The organism is Neolewinella lacunae (assembly GCF_014349155.1).
In the GTDB taxonomy this organism is placed as follows: domain Bacteria; phylum Bacteroidota; class Bacteroidia; order Chitinophagales; family Saprospiraceae; genus Neolewinella; species Neolewinella lacunae.
In genome coordinates this window covers 2,501-23,320 of the sequence record NZ_JACSIT010000050.1, presented here as the reverse complement: position 1 = coordinate 23,320, position 20,820 = coordinate 2,501, and the positions used below count along the sequence as shown (strand labels likewise).

The 20,820-nt window shown below is 59.7% G+C and carries 13 protein-coding genes; 6 read left to right on the top strand and 7 right to left on the bottom strand.

Features of this window, described 5'->3' with window-relative positions:
* Positions 1–9 precede the first annotated feature (9 nt).
* The 3 genes from H9S92_RS02510 to H9S92_RS02500 all read right to left on the bottom strand — a co-directional run bounded on the left by H9S92_RS02510 (position 10) and on the right by H9S92_RS02500 (position 5,840).
* On the bottom strand, positions 10–1,827 hold the full coding sequence (locus H9S92_RS02510; protein ID WP_187465146.1) for a UbiD family decarboxylase: 1,818 nt from the start codon (positions 1,825–1,827) through the stop codon (positions 10–12).
* A 188-nt stretch (positions 1,828–2,015) separates the two neighbouring features.
* Positions 2,016–3,830 carry an eCIS core domain-containing protein gene (locus H9S92_RS02505; RefSeq protein ID WP_187465145.1) on the bottom strand — a complete coding sequence of 605 codons (1,815 nt, stop codon included), beginning with the start codon at positions 3,828–3,830 and terminating at the stop codon, positions 2,016–2,018.
* 210 nt (positions 3,831–4,040) lie between these two features.
* The gene (locus H9S92_RS02500) at positions 4,041–5,840 is read right to left on the bottom strand and encodes an acyl-CoA dehydrogenase (protein ID WP_187465144.1); all 1,800 of its coding nucleotides are present in this window, start codon (positions 5,838–5,840) and stop codon (positions 4,041–4,043) included.
* A gap of 239 nt (positions 5,841–6,079) precedes the next feature.
* Here H9S92_RS02500 and H9S92_RS02495 point away from each other — a divergent pair, with 239 nt between their 5' ends.
* Together H9S92_RS02495 and H9S92_RS02490 are read left to right on the top strand one after the other, a co-directional pair.
* Complete coding sequence (locus tag H9S92_RS02495) at positions 6,080–6,886, top strand: DUF547 domain-containing protein (RefSeq protein ID WP_187465143.1); 807 nt, start codon at positions 6,080–6,082, stop codon at positions 6,884–6,886.
* A 159-nt stretch (positions 6,887–7,045) separates the two neighbouring features.
* A complete protein-coding gene (locus H9S92_RS02490) occupies positions 7,046–8,719 on the top strand; it encodes a glutamine--tRNA ligase/YqeY domain fusion protein (protein ID WP_187465142.1) in 1,674 nt (557 codons plus the stop codon).
* Between the two features lie 208 nt (positions 8,720–8,927).
* Here the strand turns inward: H9S92_RS02490 and H9S92_RS22120 are convergent, their stop codons facing one another.
* The 4 genes from H9S92_RS22120 to H9S92_RS02470 form a co-directional block, all read right to left on the bottom strand.
* The gene (locus H9S92_RS22120; protein WP_246463599.1) at positions 8,928–9,356 is read right to left on the bottom strand and encodes a translation initiation factor; all 429 of its coding nucleotides are present in this window, start codon (positions 9,354–9,356) and stop codon (positions 8,928–8,930) included.
* A 34-nt stretch (positions 9,357–9,390) separates the two neighbouring features.
* On the bottom strand, positions 9,391–12,891 hold the full coding sequence (locus tag H9S92_RS02480; protein WP_187465141.1) for a reprolysin-like metallopeptidase: 3,501 nt from the start codon (positions 12,889–12,891) through the stop codon (positions 9,391–9,393).
* Between the two features lie 367 nt (positions 12,892–13,258).
* Positions 13,259–14,122: a choice-of-anchor V domain-containing protein gene (locus tag H9S92_RS02475; RefSeq protein WP_187465140.1), complete on the bottom strand. Its 864-nt coding sequence runs from the start codon at positions 14,120–14,122 to the stop codon at positions 13,259–13,261.
* A 203-nt stretch (positions 14,123–14,325) separates the two neighbouring features.
* On the bottom strand, positions 14,326–15,837 hold the full coding sequence (locus tag H9S92_RS02470) for a hypothetical protein (protein WP_187465139.1): 1,512 nt from the start codon (positions 15,835–15,837) through the stop codon (positions 14,326–14,328).
* 360 nt (positions 15,838–16,197) lie between these two features.
* Here H9S92_RS02470 and H9S92_RS02465 point away from each other — a divergent pair, with 360 nt between their 5' ends.
* The 4 genes from H9S92_RS02465 (at position 16,198) to H9S92_RS02450 (ending at position 20,687) form a co-directional block, all read left to right on the top strand.
* Positions 16,198–16,536, top strand: a complete 339-nt coding sequence (locus tag H9S92_RS02465; protein ID WP_187465138.1) for a P-II family nitrogen regulator — start codon at positions 16,198–16,200, stop codon at positions 16,534–16,536.
* A 269-nt stretch (positions 16,537–16,805) separates the two neighbouring features.
* Positions 16,806–18,086, top strand: coding sequence for an ammonium transporter (locus H9S92_RS02460; RefSeq protein WP_187465137.1), 1,281 nt, complete (start codon positions 16,806–16,808; stop codon positions 18,084–18,086).
* A gap of 281 nt (positions 18,087–18,367) precedes the next feature.
* Complete coding sequence (locus H9S92_RS02455; RefSeq protein WP_187465136.1) at positions 18,368–19,516, top strand: outer membrane beta-barrel protein; 1,149 nt, start codon at positions 18,368–18,370, stop codon at positions 19,514–19,516.
* Between the two features lie 154 nt (positions 19,517–19,670).
* Positions 19,671–20,687 (top strand): glutamine synthetase beta-grasp domain-containing protein, encoded by a 1,017-nt coding sequence (locus H9S92_RS02450; protein ID WP_187465135.1) that lies wholly within the window; start codon positions 19,671–19,673, stop codon positions 20,685–20,687.
* The last annotated feature ends 133 nt before the right edge of the window (positions 20,688–20,820 follow it).

The following is a 20,820-nucleotide window of genomic DNA, read 5'->3' as shown; positions in this document are numbered from 1 at the left end:
CTTTCCCCCTTACTCCTTTAATCTTTGCTCCACCCGTTCGCTCACCGCCGGGTCGGGCACCAGGCCGGGAGCGTGCCAGGGCTTAACGCGGGCATCGATCACTACGGGCCCCGTGCAGCCCCAGTGCTTGTGCTCCGTGAAGGCGTCGATGCCGTGCAGGTCGTGGCTCGGGTTGGAGCGTGTGAAGGTGGCCCAGACGAAATTGGCGAAAGACGCGGCCAGGAAGTGACTGTCGTCGCAGACCACAATGAGGGGTACCTGTGGGCCTCCATCGCTCGTTGTGATGTCCAAAGCACCTGCGTTCGCGCCCAGAAAAGGCTCCAGATCGGCGTAGCCCGTGGCGGAAAAGGGCGGGCCCGCAACGGCCAGAATGCCCGGTGCCACCAGCTGCGGCGCGCTGTAACCCTCCGGAAGTTGCAGGGCGGCGGGTACTTCCGTAGCCAGGGAGCGCCGGCGGTCGCCACGGCAGGCGAGGATGAGCTTGCTGCCCGCATTCCAGCCCGAGCCGCTGTAGTCCAGGGTGTCGATGGTCGTCCGGGTCTGGAAATGCAGGTCGCGCCGGGGGTCGAAGCGCTCCAGCACGTGGTGAAAGAAGGCGGGTTGATCGTCGGCGTCCAGTTTGGGGTCGTCTTCGTCGGCCGCAATGATGCAGTATTTGGCCAGGCTTGTCTGCCCGCTGCCCAGAATGCGGTTGGCCTGGGTAATGATCTCCTCCGGCACACGTTCGCGGAAGGGCATGTAGCGCTCCGAGCCAACGGCCAACAGCAGGGGATGCACGCCCGCCTCATCAACGGCATTGATCTGCCGGATGCCCGGGAATTCGCCGGGTGTAAGGTCTTTGACGATTTTGTGGATCAGGTAGCCAAACTGGCTGTCTTCCGCCGGCGGCCGCCCCACTACGGTGAAGTGCCACAGCGGGTCTTTGCGGTGCCAGACGGCCTCGACGTCCATCACCGGAAAATCGTGTTGCAGGCTGTAGTAGCCCAGGTGGTCGCCGAAGGGGCCCTCGGGCTTTTTCTCCCCCTTGCGGATGGTGCCGGTGATGACGAAGTCGGCATCGGCCGACAGCAGCCAGTCGCCATCCCAGGTGTAACCGAAGCGGCGCCCCGCCAGCATCCCGGCAAAAGTCATTTCACTCAGCCCCTCGGGCAGCGGCATGATGGCACAAAAGGCGTGGCTGGGCGGCCCGCCAACGAAAATGCTGCAACGAAAGGGCTCATCAGACTGCAAATACGCCGTATGGTGCACGCCGATGCCGCGGTGCAACTGGTAGTGCAGCCCGATTTCCTGGTTGGTCACGTAATCGTTGCCCGTCAGCTGGATGCGGTACATGCCGATGTTGGATTCCATCGGCTTGCGGCTGCCCGGCGGCAGGGTCATCACCTGGGGCAGGGTGACGAAGGCACCGCCGTCCATGGGCCACGATTTAACGAGGGGCAACTGATCGATCGTCGTGCGGGCGTACTTGATGGCGGGCCGGAAGTGGCGGCGGGGTAGGGCGCTCAGGGCCGTAAACGGCGCCCCGAGGTAGCGCAGGGGGTTGCGGGCAAAATTGGCGGGGTCGGCCTTGAGCTCTACCACCTTTTTGACGCGGGGCAGCGTCTTGCGGAACAGAAAATCCGTCCGCTCCTTCGTTCCGTAGAGGTTGGAAATGGCCTGGAACGGACTCCCTTTGACGCGCTCAAAAAGGATGGCGGGACCACCGGCGGCAAAGATGCGGCGGTGGATTTCGGCCATCTCCAGATCGGGGTCCACTTCTTCACTGATGCGCAGGAGTTGGCCGTTTTTTTCGAGGTCTTCGGCGGCCTGACGGAGGGAGGCGTACATAAGTCTGTAGTCTGGTAAATCGGTAGTCTTGTAGATTGTGGGTTCTGTAGCGTTATCCGTATCGGGCACTAAAGAACTACCGGACTACAAGACCGTTCAGTGGCGCTGGCGCAGGTGCCAGGCAAGGTAAAAGAGCAAAGGAAGGCAGATGGTTGTCTTTCCCCCGTCAGAAAAAAACCAACCCAATTTTACTTGTCCTCAAGAATAGAATCTTCTACCCGCTCTGATATCCCACCCAAGACGCTGGATTTGGTATCGGCCAGTTTTTGGGTGGCCTTCTCCTTCCATTCACCGAAGCCCTGTTTGGCGGAGGAGAACAGGGAACTTCCCCCTTTTTTCACGGATTCCAACAACTCCCCACCCTCGTTCTTCACGAAGTTGCCAAAGCCCTTGAACTGCCCGTAGAGGCTGGGGTCGCCGGGGTTGCGCTCCTGGAGGGTTTTTCGGGTTTTGAGGGCCCAGGTGCTGGCCCTTTCGCGGGTACTGGAACTGCTGTATTTTTCAATCCCGTCCGGGAGTAAGCGGAGGAGGGTTTGGGCCTCACTAATCCGTTTGGCGTATAGCTCAGGCAGTTCTGGATAGCTGCTTTTTTGTTCTTCAATAGAAGACTGTGCTTGGCGGAGAAGTTCATTGGCCTGGTTTTCGTGCTCGCTTGCAGCCCGGACGATCTTCCTGGCATCGAAGAAGTCTTCTCCGGAGCCGATGAGTTTGCCCACTCCTTCGGTAGCGCCGGAGAAAAATGAAGTGCCTTCCTTTACCCCCCTGCGCAGTAATTCGCTACCTTCCGTCTTCACCTGTTCTTTGCGCAAGGCACTACTGAGCAACAACTTGCCCCCCGTGCCCAGGCCTTCGCTGACGCCGCCCATACGGGGACCGGAATTGGTGATGTTCGGTGAACTGCTGAACAGGCTGGAGAAGAACCCCGGTGATTCCTCCTGCTTTTCTTTTTCCTTTTCCGGGCCTTTATCCCCACCCGAACGGGTGAGAAAGGACGGGAGAAGGGAAGAACGCTCTTCGGGACGCTTTTCCTCCTTTCCTTTGTCCCGGCTGCTCGTTTCTCCTGACCCAAAGGAGAAAAAGGAGGACGATGGGGGAGGCGTCTCCCGCTCCGAACGGGTCGAGGTGGACAAGGGCCCGCTTTCGGTTGCTCCTGATACCAATAATTTTGCCCCTTCCCAACCCAGTTTCAATTTTTCGCTGAGGCTGAACTGATCACTAATCACCTCACTGGTGCTTTTGTCTCCGCTTACCAGATCAAGGAAGCCGGTAGCCAATTTTTCTCCCCTGTCTTTGCCCTCTTTGCCCCGTTTTTCGCTGTTCGACTCGGCGGGTTCCATCAGGCGCAGGGCCTGCTCGATGAGGAGGAAGATGCGCAGGAACTGTTCGTCCAGGGGGGAAGTCACTCCCTCGGGTACGTCGTGCAGTTGAGCCACCTGGGCACTGGCTTTTTCCTGAATGGGGGCGGTGGAGGCCGTGCCGGGCAAAGACTGCTCGGCGGGCTGGGCGCGGAGAGCTTTGGCACCCAGCAGGTCGGCTTCGCGCTCCAGGCCCGGGTTGTCGTTGACGGCTACGTTGCCGTTCAGGCGCGTAGTAGGTTTCACCCGCCCCTGCTTTTGCTGCACGACGTGCCAGGCCTCGTGCGGGAGGTGTTCCTCCTGGCCGGGGCCGAGGTGGATGTCTGTCCCCTGCGCGTAGGCGTGGGCCTGCAGCCGGGCGGGGGCGCTGGAGTTGCGGTGGACCCGGACATCATCGAGGGCGACCCCCGCCAGGCTTTCCACTCCGCTTTTGAGTTGGTCGGGGAGGCCGGTGCGGTTCGGTACCGGCGGGCTTTCCTGGCGTTGCAGGGGGGCATTGGCCAAAGCCCCCAGCGCGCGTTGGGCGGCGACGGCGGGGCGACGGTCCTGAAAGACTGCACTGGCCGGTGCGGTATGGTCCTGGCTGGCCTGAGGACGGGCCGCCGCACGGGAAGTTGCGGAAGGGGCAGTGGTTTTACCGGTGCGCATATTGCCTGGTCTTTTAAGTGAGGGACAGTACTGGCCCGACCAGAAAAATAGCGCTTTAGGGGCGAATCGAGGAACTTTGTCCCGGGAAATCGCCCGAAAACAGGGGTAAACACCTACTTTTTATTGGACTTCCCTTGCTTCGTGTCCGGGGCCAAGCACCTGCGTCCGCGCCCCGTAGGAGATACTGCACCGCAAAATGTCCAGCCTGCATTATACCAGCAATTCCGGCCCGGTCTCCAGCGTGACGCGGCCGCTGCCGAGTAAGGTTCGTTTGTGGCCGGCCGTGCGGGGGAAAATGTAGTGGAAGAAAAAGCTGGCGGTCTGAATTTTGGAACGGTAAAAATTGCTTTCCTCCTCGCCCGCTGCGGTGGGCAGGGCCCGGCTGGCCACCAGGGCTTCGCGCAACCACAGCCAGCCGATGACGTGGAGGCTGAAGTAGTCCAAAAAGACGGTGGCGTCGGCCAGGTACACCCGGGGGTCTTCCTCTTTTTGCGCCAGCCCCAGCAAATGCCCCAGCACCTGCTGAACAGAGGCTAAGCCCTGGGCCAGCGTCTCGGCCAGGGCCTGGGTGGCGGGGTCGGCCAGCGCGGGGGTGAGGGTTTGCTGAATTTCTTCGGTCAGAAATTGCAGTCCCTTGCCCTGGTGCATGAGGACTTTGCGGCCCAGCAGGTCGAGCCCGTGGATGGTGGTGGTGCCTTCGTAGATGGCGTTGACGCGGATGTCGCGGTAAATCTGTTCGAGCGGAAAATCATCGGTGTATCCCGCACCGCCCAGCACCTGCATGCCCTGGCTGACCGCCTCGGTGCCGTACTCGCTGGGGAAAGATTTGGCGATGGGGGTAAGCAGCTCCGTCAGCAGGTGGGCCCGCTCTTTTTCGGCGGCGTCCTCGCTGATCTTACTGAGGTCTTCGTACAGGGAGCATTGGATGAGCAACCCGATGCTGCCCTCCACCACGGCTTTCTGAAACAGCAGCATGCGGCGCACGTCCGCGTGCTCAATGATGAGGACCTGCGGAGCATTCACGTCCTTATTGCCCGGATGCCGGCCCTGGGGGCGCTCCCGGGCGTACTGCAAACTGGCGTAGTAGGCCGCCGAAGCCGAAGCAGCCGCCATGACGCCCGTCCCGATCCGGGCTTCGTTCATCATCTGGAACATGTTGTTCAGCCCCCGGAACTCTTCGCCCACCAGGTAGCCCCGCGTAGTGCCCTGCTCCCCGAACATGAGGTGGGCGGCGACGTAGCCTTTCTGGCCCATTTTGCCGTAGATGCCGGCAGTCGTCACGTGGTTATCGACCAGCGCATCGCCCTGCGGAAGGTGCTTGGGGACGACGAACAGGCTGACGCCCTTCATCCCTTTGGGGCCGTCTTTTTTGCGGGCCAGGAGGAGGTGGACGACGTTTTCCGTAGCGTTGTGATCACCACCGCTGATGTAAATTTTCTGGCCTTTGATGGCGTAGCTGCCGTCGCCCAGGTCTTCGTAAGTAGTGGTGATGTCGGAGAGGGAAGACCCCGCCTGTGGTTCGGTCAGGGCCATCGTGCCTTGCCATTCGCCCGCGGCCATTTTGGCCAGGTAGGCAGATTTGAGTTGGTCGGTGCCGAAGTTCAGGATCAGGTTGGCGGCACCCGTGGTCAGGAAACTGTAGGCGGCCAGGTTGCCGTTGGCGGCCTGGAAGATGAGGCCGGCGGCGTTGAGAATCACGGTAGGCATCTGCTGCCCGTCCAGTTCGTAGGGCCAGGCCGCGCTCAGCCAGCCAGCGGCCCCCATGGCGCGCATGCCCTCGCCCACGGCGGGTAAAACGTGCACCTCGCCATCCTTATAGTAGGCTTTGTTTTTGTCCATCTCCCGGTAGTAAGGGAAAAGATACTGGTCGGCCAGCTGTTTGGCCGCGTCCAGGGTCATCTCCGTCGCTTCGTGGTCAAAGGCAGCGTGGGCGGGGAAAGAGCGGATCTGGGCGAGGTCGAGCACTTCGTTGAGGACGAAACGGAGGTTGCGGGTAGAGATGTACTGCATGTCTTTCAAGCTTGGCGCGTGAAGATAGGGCAGTTTAGCGAAAATTCGCTACATCTTGGGAAGTGTTTGCATCGGGCGCGGCCGCAGGATGCAGGGAAAGGGACCCGGGAGCGGAGGATGTCAGAGCGCAGGGCAGGAGAACCTGACCACCTACGCGAGCCTGGCAAGACCTGCACACAAAATCACCCGCGACTACCACAAATTGGGTGTTTGGCCTGTTGTATCGAAAACAGCACAATATGCGATACGGTCAATTTGGGGTTCTAGGCTTACTGATGTTCGGAATACTGGCCTGCGGAAGGTACCAGCCAACGGATGGTTTCCCGCCGGAGGATTTTGCTGGCCTGACGCCCAACGCCCTTAGCCAGGAAATTCTGCTGACCATTAAAAATGGACAAGACGCCACGGCACTGGTGGAACAACTGGCCGCCTATAAACCGCAGGACCTGGCCGCAGCACTGGACACCCGGGAGAAAAAACTGGCCTTCTGGGTAAATACCTATAACGGCATGGTGCAGTATCTGCTGACCCGCAATCCCGAACTTTTTGACGACCGGAGCGCCTTTTTCAGTACGCCTTCGTTTACCGTCGCCGGGCACACCTTTAGCCCGAACGAAATGGAACACGGCATTATCCGGGGAGGAGAAAACCGCTTTGGATTGGGCTTTATTCCCAAGTTTTTCCCCAACAAATTCGAACGCACATTTAAAGTCAAGGGCGGCGACTCGCGGGTACACTTTGCCCTGAACTGCGGTGCCGCAGACTGCCCGCCCGTGGAAATCTACGTGCCAGCCACCTACAACGAGCAGATCGATAACCGGGTAACGAAGTACCTGGCCAAGCACAGTGAGATCAAAGAAGTGGACGGCAAATCCGTGCTGTATACCTCGCCACTTTTTTCCTGGTTCCGGGGGGACTTCGGCGACCACGGGGGCATTGACGAGTTTTTAGTCACCTACGGCGTGCTGACGGAAGAAAACAAAGACATCAAGCGGGAATACACCGACTACGACTGGACGCTCAAGACCGGCATTTGGGCGGAATAAGCAAAGACCGCCCTGGCACCACAAGCTTTAAGGCCCGGCAGCTACGCTCCGCCGGAAAATGCCGCCAGCGATTGCCGCGAAGCGGACCTAATTCCCGGGCGAAGCCGTTATCTTTGCCGCCCCGGCAACTTGCGGGGAAAGGTAGAATTACAGCAACTGATGACTGAGCGCATTCCCGAAGCGGACAACTTTATTGAAGAATTCATCGTCGAAGACCTGAAAAACGGCAAGCACGGCGGCCGCGTCCACACCCGCTTTCCCCCCGAGCCGAATGGGTACCTGCACATCGGACACGCCAAGGCCATTGTCATCAACTTCGAAATCGGCAAAAAGTACGGAGGGAAAACCAACCTGCGGATGGACGACACCAACCCGTCTACCGAAGAAACCCACTTTGTGACCAACATCGAAAACGACCTCCGCTGGCTGGGCTACGAATGGGAAGGAGAGACGCTGTACGCCTCAGACTATTTCGGTGAACTCTACGAATTTGCCCTGCGGCTCATCGATAAAGGACTGGCCTACGTGGATGACTCAACGGTAGAGGAAATTGCCCAGCAGAAAGGAGACATCGACCGGCCGGGCACCAACAGCCCCTTCCGCGACCGCTCCATTACCGAGAACCGCGACTTATTCGAGCGGATGAAGGCAGGGGAATTTCCCGACGGCAGTAAAGTCCTGCGGGCCAAAATTGACATGGCCCACCCCAATCTCCTGCTGCGTGACCCCGTCCTGTACCGGATTAAACACGAAGCCCACCACCGGACGGGCGACGCCTGGTGCATCTACCCCCTCTACGACTTTGCACACGGGCAGAGCGACTCCATTGAGGGCATCACGCACTCGCTGTGCAGCCTGGAATTCCGGCACCACCGTGACCTCTACAACTGGTTGATTGAAGCGCTGGAGATTTTTCCCAGTCGGCAGATCGAATTCGCGCGCATGAACGTCGATTACCTCATCACCAGCAAGCGCAAGCTCAAAAAACTGGTCGAAGAAGGCATCGTGGCGGGTTGGGATGATCCCCGCATGGGTACGCTGGCGGGCATGCGCCGCAAGGGCTATCCTCCCTTGGCCCTGCGTAATTTTTGCCTGCGTACGGGCGTCACTAAGCGCGACAACCAGCAGGAATACGACCTTCTGGAGCACAACGTACGCGAAGTACTCAACGACACCGCCGACCGCTACATGGCCGTCCTGGATCCCGTGAAACTGGTATTGACCAATTACCCCGCAGACCAGGTAGAGATGCTCACCGCCGAGCGGCAGCCCGAAACAGAAGGCAGCCCAGCCCTTACCGAGGAAGCGCTGCCCTTTGGCAAAGAACTGTGGGTGGAACGGGAAGATTACCAAAAAGAACCGCAGAACCGCAAGTACTTCCGCCTGGCCCCGGGCAAGGACGTACGGCTCAAGTCCGCCTACATCATCCACGTTTCCGGCCACGAAGAAGATGCCGACGGGGTGGTGACCCAGATCAACGCTACCTACTACCCCGAGAGCCGTTCCGGCAATGATACTTCTGGCGTCAGCGCGAAGGGAACCATTCACTGGGTGGCCGTGCGGGAAGCCATTGACCTGGAAGTGCGGGAATACGATAAGTTGTTTACCGACCCCACACCGATGGACCACGAGGACCGGGATTTTCTGGAATTCATTAACCCCAGCAGCTTGCAAATCCTGGCCGCCAAGGGAGAACCCGCCCTGGCCAAGGCCCAGCCAGGGGATACCTTCCAGTTCCTCCGCAAGGGCTACTACACGGCCGATCCCGACGGTACTCCCGGTAAGCCCGTGTTTAACCTGACGGTGGGCCTGAAGTCCGGGTGGAAGGGATAATCTGACCTCAGGTTGGGGTATTCGCTGATTTTCAGATGGTAGAACGCAATGGTTTTTTAGGTCGGTAGTTTTGTAGTTCAGAAGTGATGCATTATTCACTGCCGAACTGCAAAACTACAGTACTCCTTTCTAAAGGCCGTTGAAGATCAGTTAGTTGCGGTTACTGCAAAGGCTCAACCTTACGTTAATTTGGTGTTGGAACAAATGCCTACCCGCCACTTTTTTTGGCGGCGCGGTAGCCTTCGGCCAGGAGGATTTCGAGGACTTTATCGCGTTTGTTGCCCTGGATGATGATCTCGCCGTCCTTGGCGGAGCCGCCGACGCCGCAGCGGGACTTCAGTAATTTTCCGAGGTCGGCAAGCTGCTCATCGGTGCCGGTGAATCCGGTGATGATGGTGGCTTCTTTACCATTGCGGTGCTTGCGGTCGTGGTGTACCCGCAGGGCCATCTTTGCTTTTACGTCCCCCGCCACTGCACCTGCGTCCGCGCCCCCATCGTCGTCTTCGGCAGCGGGATGAGCCGGGCCGGCCGGCAACTCAGCTCCGAGCCCCAGCAGCGCAGCGAAGGGATTATCATTGGCTTCGCTGGCGGGGGAAGAGAAGGCCAGCCCGTCGTTGCGTTTTTGCTTTTTTGCCATGTGGGGATGTTTCGGAAGACGAAGCTACTCCGGTTTACAGCCGGATGAGGCGGAAAGTTTCCTGCCGCTCCGCAGAAGTCAGCGTGAGGTAGTAAACCCCGGCGGCTCGTTGGTCCAGTGCGATGCTGCCGCCCCCGGCGTAGAGAATGCCCGTCTGGACGACCCGTCCCCAGGCGTCCGTCAGGCGATACGGCGTCTGTCCACTGCTCGGTCCGGCCCAGCGGTAAGCTACCGTTTCCCGCGCCGGGTTGGGGTAGAGCAGTAAGCCAGCCCCCACCGTCGCCGCCCCGATCTGGGCCATGCGCAGTTCGGAGTAAGTGACCGTCCCGTCCAGGTCTACCTGCCGCAGGCGGTAGAGGTATTCCTGCCCGGGCAGCGCCGTGGAATCCACGAAAGAGTAGTCGGCACCGGCGGCGACGAAGCCCAGCTCCCGCCATGCGCCGGGCTGGCCCACGGGCGTGCGCTCCGGGAAAAAGCCCCGGTTGGCCGTCTCTTGTTCCGTTGCCCAGCGGAGGAGGATGTCGGACTTACGCCCCCGGGCGGTAAAAGAGACGAAGGTGACCGGTAAAACATTGGCCTCCAAACAGGCCTTGATCCCGAAGCCATTGATCGCGCCCCCGTCCTGGTCTGCCCCATCGTTTACGACTACCGTCCAATTGCCCTGGAGGGATTCGCCATCGAAGGCACTCAGCAGATCGCCGCGCGAGCGTACGAAAAGGTCGTTGCCGATCGGCGGGCAGTTAAAGGCGTCCTCCGCTGCTTCGTCATCAAAGGTGGCCAGGATATTGTTCACCGAGCCACATTCTTCGTTGAAAATCACTGCTGCCGTGCCGGCGGGGGATACCAATTCAATGGCCAGGTCACTCAGGTAGGTGTGGGTAATGTCTAAGGAGACCAGGTCCAGGTCCGTAATCTGCCCCATTTGAGCGATTGCCAGCGCCATATTGGCCGACTGGGGCGGAGGGCCGGAACTGATTGGGGCGGGTGCGGCAGTGCTGAAAAATTGAAAGCAAGGGCCCGCCAGGAACGGGGAAACGGTCCATTCCGAACTCCCACAATTCGTGTTGACGTCGATCGTCCGGGCTCTCCAGAAATACGGGCTTTCGGCATTCAGGTAGCCGGGCGGGGTATAGCTGGGGTCGGGGCCGGTAAAGGAAAAGAGGATGTTGGAGAAGTCCGGCTGGTCGGAGATTTCAAAGTTGTAGGCATCGGCACCCGTGGGCTGGACCCGCAGGGTTGGCCGGGTGTCCTCCGCCTGGCCGACGGGAGAGAGGGCCAGCGGGCCAGCCAGCGCCCCCGAGGTTTTGGTGACGGTGAAATTTTGGGTGAAGTTGGTTTCGGTGCTGCCGCCCTTCACCTGGCCCGGATAGGTGCCGGCGGGGACGGAAGAAAGTCCACTGATGCGCAAAGTAAATACGCCACCGGGGCGCACCGTCGCCGGGCTAAAGCTGGCCGTCAGCCCCGGCGCTAGCCCCGTCACACTAAGGGCAATGGGAGCCGTAGCGCCGCCGCTGCTGGCCGTAAGGAAGCGCAGGGAAACTTCGTCGGTACTCACAAAACAATCACTCACTTCCGTAGGGTCCAGGGCCGTCACGGCTACGGAGGGCGTACCGCTGCTGGTGCCGATGGAAAAGTCCTGGCTGCTGACGTTGAAAAAGACGTTGCCTTCACTGCGGACCATTATCCGGGCCGCGTTGCTCAGCGTACCGGGCACCTGCACCTCGGCGTAGCCGGTATTCGGGAGCCCGCTGGCCAGGGGCTGAAAGTTGAGACCTCCGTCGGTAGAAAGCAGCACCCGTACGGTAGGGGAGTTGAGCGCACCAGCGTCGGTGCCCGCTACGTCCCACTGGATCTGGGCAATTTGCCCGGCACTCCACCGGTTGCCGTTGCTGGGGTCCGTTACGGTAAATGGCCCCCGATCAGCGTCCACCGTCAGGCGGACGTTATCCTCGCTGGCACAGCCGTAGGCCGCGTTGCGGTTGATGGCCGTCAGGCGGAAGTTGAGCGTGCGGTCCACCAAGGGCAATTCTTCCCATTCAGGATCTTCCCCGGCAACGACCGCGCTCAGCTGGGGAAAATAGCGCGCGCCCTCCTCCGTAGCGGCAAAGCTGCGGAACAGTGGCCCGACGGTACTGGTGCCTACCGGGGGCATCGGGCCCTGGGCTGCGTCGTACTGCTCCCAGTTGTAAGAAAGGGTACCGTTGCCCGTGGCCGAAGTTTCCAGCACGAAAGGCGTGCCGGCGGGGATGAGGTGATCGGGAACCGCCACTACCACCGGATTGGCCAAAGACATATCCACTACGGTGGCGCAGCTGCCCCCGTTACCCAACTCCAGGAAAGTGGTGATTTCCTCGATGCTGCGGCCATGGAAATAGTCGTCGCTTTGGTTTTGGACGTTCGGCGAACAGATGCCGGCGTAGCCCATGATGGACGAAGCGCTACCGGGCTCCATTCCTGCACTGCTGCTGTAGTTGCAATCGTTGTTTTGGGTATGGTTGCCGCCCAATTGGTGGCCCATTTCGTGGGCGACGTAATCGATGACGAAGGGATCGTTCTCGGGCCGGGAGTGGCTGGTTGCGCCAGCACCTGCGAACCCCGTGCAACCGGAACGGAGGGCCGCCACCCCGTTGTTGCCGCCCTGGGTGTAAACGTGGCCCAGGTCGTAAGTGCCCGCCCCCAGGCGGTTGTTCAACACCCCCGTATTCTCGTCAATGAGGTCGCCAACGTCGTTGCTGGAAAAGGGATTATTGCCCCCGGCGTAGAAATAGACATTGTCGTTGTTCGGCACCAATTGCAGGCGGAGCGAAAGATCGCGGGTAAAGACCTGGTTGAGGCGATTGACCGAAGTGACCACCGCCGATTGTACCAGGGCGGCACCCGCCGCCGTCGTCGCACCGTGGTAGGTGGTGTAGGCTACGGTTGCCGATACGGCCAGGGTGTACTGCCGTAATACGCAGTCGCCCAGGCGCTTGGGCCCCGCCGGCAGCTCCGGGGCTTCCCAGAGGGCATCGGCTTTGGTTTGGCAGCTGAAGGGCAGGTGCTCCGGCGCGGTAGCCGCCGAACGGGCGTACACCTGGTAGAGTTGGTCGTTGCCCCGGTACAACGGATCGACGTAAAAGGCCGCTTGCCCGCCACCGGAAACGCTGGCGTGAAAACCGCGTTCCGTCCAGTCCAGGAAAATGGTCTGCCCCGGCCGCGCTGGGTTAATGCCGTACCAGGTACCGATGTTGGGAAAGCGCGGCTGGTCGGCTGGGGCCATTACGTCGTAGGCCACGATGCGGAATGTCGTCAGTTGTCCCGCCGCGTCGGGAAGGGTAAGGCTTACGGGACTTTCTTCGGCGCGCGCATCTCGTTCGTGGGGTGCCCGCCGGAGAAGGGTTTGCAGTGCGGCCGGGTCGGTGCTCAGCCCCAGGGCATTTTTCACCACAATCCGGCGGTCGCCCTCCGTTTTATCGATTTCAATCGGCTGCCAGCTTTGGGCGTCCAGGGAAGTGCATAAAAAGACGGACACCGTCAATAGGAAGAGCGTACGCATGAAAATCAGATGAGAGTAGGTCGAAGAAATAATCAGTGCTCGTATTGCAAGCTGTCAGCGCCAGAGCGCGGCAAAAATACGGGTCGGAACACAGTTGAAGAAATTTGCCATATCAAAGGGCCAGCTTGTTTGGTTGTGTGGCCGACAAGCAGGGCAGGGGAGCGGAAATAGGCGGGCTGGTGCAGCACGGGCGCGGCCGCAGGTGCAGCGTAAGTTGAACGAGCCAGGGAAGGGGGGGCGGCGGATCTGGTGGAAGTGGAGCAACTGCCGGGTTCGGGTTGGGCCTTGCTGTTTGGTCCCGTTCTTTCCACCTGCGGCCGCGCCCCCTTCCAGTCTGCTGTGCCGAAAGCAATGGCTGCCTGCGGCTTTATTCCTTGACGATTCGGCCTGCGAAACGTCCGCCCGCTCCCGTCAGCGTCACGAGGTATACGCCAGCCGGGGCCTGGGCCAGGGGAAGTTCCAGCCGCTGCCGGCCCGCCCGCAGTACTTGGGTGCTTTGGCCCAGTGGTCGTCCGTCCACGGCCAGCAGTTGCAGGGTGTAGGTGCCGGCTACGCGCGGCGCGATGTCCAGGAAAACGCGGTCCGCCGCCGGGTTGGGAAAGAGGGCACCGTTGATGGCCTCCACTTCGCGGGTTGCTACCGGCGAGCCCTCGCCGAGGGTGATGATGGTGGGCGCGGTGCTACCGTTGTCTCCCCCGGTACCGTTGGCGCGGTTGACGAGATTGCCAACGGCGTACAATTTCACTTCGCCCGCACCGGCTTCGGGCGCCGTCCACTGAAAAGTAAAGGTACTGTCGCTGTTGATGTCACTGTGCTCGGCGTAGCGGCGGTCTCCATTTCCGGCGGTGATCTGTACTCCATCGCCGGGCATATCCAGGGTGCCCGCCGTAGCGTTGGCTGCCGTTAGGAACTGGCTCTGGAAACCGTAGCCAGCGGGCGCCGCAGTGCTATAGCCTACCGCCAGCGTCACCGTGTAGGTTTGTCCCGGCCGGTAATTACTCAGGGTATCTGCCGGCTCCCCGTCGGCGGCGAAGCGGACGCTGATCCGGGGCTCCCCAAAACTGCCGCCGCTGTGGCAGGTGCTACACGTACGCTCCGTACCGCCCGAGGCCGTAGGTGCTCCGGTAAAATAGTTGCCGTTGGCGGCTGGCCCGCTGGAGTTGGCCAGCTGGAAAATAGCAAGGGCCAGCACTACAAAGAGGCTGGAAAAGCGAAAGTAAACTGATCTCATTGCAAGCGATTTTTGGGGCTTTGCTCAGGCTGTACTCGTAAACACTGAAGCAAATAATGGTTTACCAGCGAACCTGCGGGTAAGGTAAGCGCAATCCCGGGAAATAGCCCCGGGCTGTTTATCTACGTCGTGGTCAAGACCAGTAGTTTTGCCAATGGTGTGCAAACCCCAAAAGGTTCATATCTCTTCTAGCTCCCGGAAAGTCACGCTGGCGTGTGCAGGTTCAGCCAATCCTGCAGATTCAGGTAAACCAAGGCTTTTTGTTCGAAGGGATGCCGGGTGGGTTGGTCCAGGTCCCTGGCAAGTTGCTGGTAGATGGGCAAGTGCTCATTCGGCGGGCACTTCAGCAGCCGGCGCAAGGTGCTGATGGCCAGGCGGTGGACTTCCGCGGCTTCCCGGCTTTTGCGCAGCAGCCGGCTCAGGCCCGTCAGGTGATAATCCACCAGGGCCAGGTTGCCGATTTCAAAGTGGCAAATGGCGTGCAGGATGCGACTGTTGATCAGGAGGTCTTCGCGTAAAATGCCGCTCCGCAGGTTGATGATCTCGTTGAGGTGATCGAGGGCCTCCCCAAAACGGTGGGTCAAAAAGCAGGCCGCCGCACATTTGTAGCGGAAGAGGCCCCAGCGCTGCTCATTGGGGAGAAAGCGCCCCTCCGTGTAGGCGGCAGTTACTTCGAGGCTCAGGGCGTAGGCCGCCGCGCCGTCTCTCCGCAGAAAATGGTGGTTGAACTGGCTAAGGTACTGGTAGGTATGGCCAATCAACTGCGAATTCTCGTTGAGCAGGATGTTTTCGTTGCTCAGGAAATCTTCCATCCTCCGCAGGTAGCGGGCCACCATTTTCTCATCCCGGTTGAGGTAGGCGAAAAGCGTGACGTAGTAGAGGGCCCGCAGGTACAAATCGGGGTCTTTCATGACCATGTGCCGGCTGATCTCGAACAGGGCAATGGCGTTGCGGGCCGATTCCAGGGCATCATCCAATTGCAACTGGATGTAGTTGTACCACATCGCCGCCTGGAAGCGGTTGATTTTTTGGTGGAAGGTGTGCGCCACCGAATCCCGGTCAATGTGGCCTCTCTGGATGCTTTTCCAGAATTCGCGGTTCACCAATTCATCCTCCGGCCCCCGGCTATGACCGTTTTCGATGTACCGGCCGTGAATCTGGATGTTGATGTTGAACAGCTCGCTGGTGTTGAGGACACTGAAGCTGCGCTCGGCGGATTCGTTGACGAGGTACTCCAACTTGTCTTCGTCCTGCCGCGAAAGCGTGATGTGGCGGGCTTCAATCAGTTTCTGGAATTCCAGGATCTCCAGGTGCAGCAAATCCTGGTTGTGCTCTACGGCCTTGGCTTTGGCCCGCTCAAGAATGCGTAAAGCATCAAGGTAGTGGCCCTTACCATACAGAATCCGGGCAAAATCCAATTGCTCCCGCAACTCGATGTCAATCTCCTTATCAATGTAAATCAGGCGCAGGCTCGTCAGCAGCTGCTGGTAGAGGTGGCGCTTAAGGTTGCTGTACTGCCCGCTGGTGATCTTCATCCTGGCCATGGCCTGGTCGTCATTCGGCTCCGGCAGGCGGTCCAGGACGTCAAAAAGCTGAATGAATTTGCTGTCTACCGTACTGCCCGCCCGCGTAGCGTACAGCTTGAAACTGCGCTTCTCCGCTTTGGAGAGCGAGTGGATCAGTCGCCAGAGTTGGTCCTTAACGGCGGTAGCCATGGTGCAAGAATACGGAGAGAAGGGTGGGAAAGGTACTGCTTAGTTACTGCCCGGGGCCGTCAGCCGGGATTTTTCCGTTTTAGTCGGGGGACATCCGGGAGGCTTGCCATGGCAGCAATTTTTTAGCTATGTAGTTAATTATCAGTGCTTTACAATTGGTTTGCTTAGTTTTGAACGTAACATTTTACGGCCGACATTGGCTCTCTGGCTTCCGCCCGCTGTTTCACCTTTGTAAGACCAAAGCGGAGGTGACGATCTCCCTTGAGCGCCCTTAACCAGATAGCCCGACAACTTGTTCCTTTTCACGCAAATTTGCCCAGCCTGGTTTAACCACCCAAGCGGCAAAGATAACTTCCCCACATGAAGAAGATTGAAGCTATCATTCGTTTGTCCCGTTTTGAGGCCATCCGTGATGCTTTGGCCGAAATTGACGTCAATTTCTTTACCCTCACTGAGGTAAAGGGTTTTGGCCTCCAACGCGGCGAGCAGCTCACCTACCGCGGCAGCGTTTACGATGCCGACTACATTGCTCGCCTTCAGCTGGACATCCTCGCGCCGACCGAAAAGCTTGATGCCATCATCAGCGCCATCACCTCCGCTGGCCGTACGGGCAAGGTCGGGGATGGCAAAATCACCGTTTTTGATGTAGACCGCGTCGTCCGCATCCGCACGGGTGAAGAAGACGAGAGCGCCATCTGATCTGCGCCCCTTCTCCCCGCCGGTGGGCCTAACCACCCCTCCGCTTCAACTTACTGCGGACCGGCAGTTTCTGCCTCACTTTCCCATCTACGCACCAGCGCATCCAGCGGTGCAGGTCCGCCTTTCCTTAGCCCCTTCCAGGTAACCATTTGTTTCGTCCATCCCGGGCCCGTCGTGAGTACTCCTTGCGCTGAGCACCCGGTGGTGGTTTCCTTCCAGTAACCCCCCACTCACTCGAATTTCCCTTCGAAACTAAAATTTTCAACTCCATGGAAGCAATGCTTACCGTTAATAACCTCTGGATACTGATTGCGACCTGCCTGGTCTTCATCATGCACCTGGGTTTTGCCACCCTTGAGGCTGGCTTCGTGCAGCGTAAGAACGTTGTGAACATCCTCTTCAAAAACTCCATGATCATCTCCATCGGCCTGCTCACTTACTACGTCGTGGGCTACAACCTGATGTATCCCGGCGATGCCTGGAGCATCGGTGGTTGGCTGGGCCGCTTCGCTCCCATGGACTGGGCTGCGGGTGCCATTGGCGACGGGTCTTCCGAGGCCTACGCTGCCGCTGCCGAAGCTGGTTCTAGCTACACGGGCTACTCCGACTTCATCTTCCAGGGCATGTTTGCCGCCACCTGCGCCACCATTGTTTCCGGTGCCGTTGCGGAGCGCATGAAGCTCGTGCCCTTCCTCATCTTTGCCACCCTTTTCGTGGCCTTCAGCTACCCCATTACCGGCAGCTGGAAGTGGGGCCTGGGCTGGTTGGATACGAAGGGCTTTTACGACTTCGCAGGCTCTACCCTCGTACACGCCGCCGGTGGCTTCGCTGCCCTGGCCGCCATCATCCTTCTCGGTGCCCGCAAAGGGAAGTACCGCAAAGACGGCAGCATCACGGCCATCCCCGGCCACAGCATGCCCCTGGCCGCCATCGGTGTTTTCCTCCTGTGGTTTGGTTGGTTCGGCTTCAACGGCGGTTCCGTCCTGAGCGCCAACCCCAACGCCGTTTCCCTGGTCTTCGTCACCACCTCTCTGGCCGCTGCGGCCGGCGGCTTGGCGGCCTTCTTCATGGCTTACCTCATGTTTAAGTCCTACGACCTCTCCATGGTCCTCAACGGCATCCTCGGGGGCCTGGTAGGCATCACGGCCGGAGCCGATAGCTTCACCGGCATCAGCGCCATCGCCATCGGAGCCATCGCCGGCATCATCATCCCCGTAAGCATTGTCTTCTTCGATAAAACGCTGAAACTCGATGACCCCGTAGGCGCCACTTCCGTCCACGGCGTGTGCGGCATCTGGGGCACCCTGGCCGTTGGCATCTTCAGCACCAACCCAGACCACCACTTCTTTACCCAGTTGATCGGTACGTTGGCCGTAGGTGCGTTCAGCTTCGCCACTACCTTCGGTATCCTCGGCGTACTCAAGGTAACCGTGGGCATCCGCGTCGACGCCGAAGAAGAGCTGAAAGGCCTCGACATCGGCGAGCACGACATGCACGCCTACACGCTGAACAAGGAAGACGGCGTCTTCCAGCTCACCAGCGAATCGTAACCATATATATAAGGTAGTGGGGCAGGGTGTCCAAAACCCATCCACCCCACTACCATTCTTTCAACAAAAAAGGCCCGCCAGCGCTGCAACGCTTAAGACGGGCCCGCCGGAAACGGTAGAACCGCCCCCGACTCAAGGATCTTTTCCGCCACCTGCGGCGGAAGCGATAAAGGTAAGCAGGCGCAATCCATTTGCCCAAATTACCTCCGAGGTTGGTTCTCGTCCGGTGTTTTTCTCACCTTCTCCAATTGCAACCCCGCAATTACCAACCTCACTTTACCATGAAACTAAGTTTTAAAATCACCCTCGTGGCCTTCCTGCTTTCCAGTTTCCAACTTTTCGCCCAAGCCGTCGAAGCAACTACCGATCCGGTGGTAACGCCCGCCACGGCCCAGGAAGAAAAAGAAGAAGAGGAGCCCGGCTTCTCCCTCACCGGCTACGTCGATGCCTACTACCAGGGCAACGTTTCGCAGGTCGATGGCGCAGACGGCGTTTACCTCCCCTTCGGTACCAGCTTCACCGGTGCTACCAATACCTTCGGTATCGGCAACGTCAACCTGCTGGCCGAAAAGACGGTAGGTAAAGTCGGCTTCGTCGGCCAGGTCGGTTTCGGCCCCCGCGCCACCCAGGCCAACGGTGGCTTCGCTGGAAACTTCGCCTCTACCGTTCAGCAGCTGTTCGTAACCTACTCGCCCAGCGACGCCGTTACCTTCACCCTCGGTAACTTTGGTACCTTCGTGGGCTACGAAGTCATCGATGCCCCCGCCAACATGAATTACAGCGTAAGTTACCTCTTCAGCAACGGACCTTTCTTCCACACCGGTGCGAAAGCCGATTTCGCCCTCGGCGAAAAATTCGGGGCAATGATCGGGGTGTTCAACGATACGGACTCCAAGATTGACGGAGTGGCCGGTAAGCACCTCGGTGCCCAGTTGAGCACCGAACTCGGTGGCCTCTCCGCCTACCTCAATGTGCTGACCGGCAAAGAGGCCGAAGGGGGTGATCTCACCACCAGCGATGACGACCTCAGCGAGTTCCAGGTGGACCTCACGGCGACCTACGCCGTCAGCGAAACTTTCTCCCTGGGCCTCAACGTGAGCAGCTACAGCCAGAGCTTCGACGGCGAAAGCGTGGGCGGATTCTTCGGCACGGCGCTCTACGCTACCGTCAACGCTTCCGAAACCGCTACCGTCAGCCTGCGCGGCGAGCTCTTCTCGCTCACGCCGCCCGAAGGAGTAGACATCGATACGCCCAGCGTACTCAGCCTTACGGCCAGCGCCGGGTTCAGCGTCGGTGACCTCCGCATCATCCCCGAAGTGCGCTTCGACTCGGGCAGCAATGGCTTCTTTAACGTCTACGATTCCGATACCTACGGGGTCAACGATGAGTCCGTATTCGCCTTTATCCTCGCGGGCGTCTACTCTTTCTAGTTAACCAATCCAGGCGCTGACGCAGGTGCGGGGGATGGGAACCCGTAGCAGGGCGAGTCTTATTCTTCCCTTGCTCCTTTCCACCTTCTCTGGCACCTGCGGCCGCGCCCGCTTTCACAAATTTCTGATTTAACCCAAAACAACTCCTTTTTCCATGGCTACCAAGCACAAGCTCGAATACATTTGGCTCGACGGTACCGAGCCCATGCAGCAGATCCGCTGTAAAACCAAAATCGTGGAAGACTTCAGCGGCAAGCTGGAAGACTGCCCGATGTGGTCCTTCGACGGTTCCTCCACCAACCAGGCCCCCGGCGGCAGTTCCGACTGTCTGCTCAAGCCCGTGGCCATCGTCGTTGACCCCCAGCGCAAGAACGGCTACGTCGTCCTTTGCGAAGTCCTCAACTCCGACGGTACTCCCCACCCCTCCAACGCCCGCGCCACCATCGACGATGACGACCGCGACTTCTGGTTCGGCTTCGAACAGGAGTACTTCCTCTGGGATCCAGAAACGAACAAGCCCCTTGGCTTCCCCGCCGACGGCACAGACCCCCGCCCCCAGGGCCCCTACTACTGCTCCGTGGGCGCCAACAACGCCTACGGCCGCGAAATCATCGAAGAACACCTCGACGTATGCCTCGATGCCGGGCTGATCGTCGAAGGCATCAACGCCGAAGTGGCGCCCGGACAGTGGGAATTCCAGACCTTCGATAAGGGTGCCGCCGAAGCGGGCGACCAGGTATGGCTGGCCCGTTACTTCCTGGAGCGCGTTGCCGAGTCCTACGGCGTAGCCGTCGAGTACCACTGCAAACCGCTGGTTGGCGACTGGAACGGCTCCGGCATGCACGCCAACTTCTCCAACTCCTTCCTCCGCAACAGCGGCAACAAGGCCGACTACGACAAAGTCTGCGAAGCCTTCCGCCCCTACGTCAAGGAACACATCGCCGTCTACGGCCACGATAACCACCTCCGCCTGACGGGCAAGCACGAGACCCAGAGCATCGACCAGTTCAGCTTCGGCATCTCCGACCGCGGTGCCTCCATCCGCATTCCCATCGCTACGGTGGAGCGTGGCTGGAAAGGCTGGCTCGAAGACCGCCGCCCCAACTCCGCCGCCGACCCCTACAAGGTGGCCGCGCGGATCGTCAAGACGGTCAAGCCCGTTTCCCAGTAATGACTCCCCGCCAGCTGCGTACCGCCCTGCGGTGGACGCAACCCTGATTACCTTCTTCGCCCGCCCTCCGGGGTGGGACCACCCAAGATCTGAAAGAAGGTTAAATCAGCTCAGGTTCCTCTCCTTAAAAGAG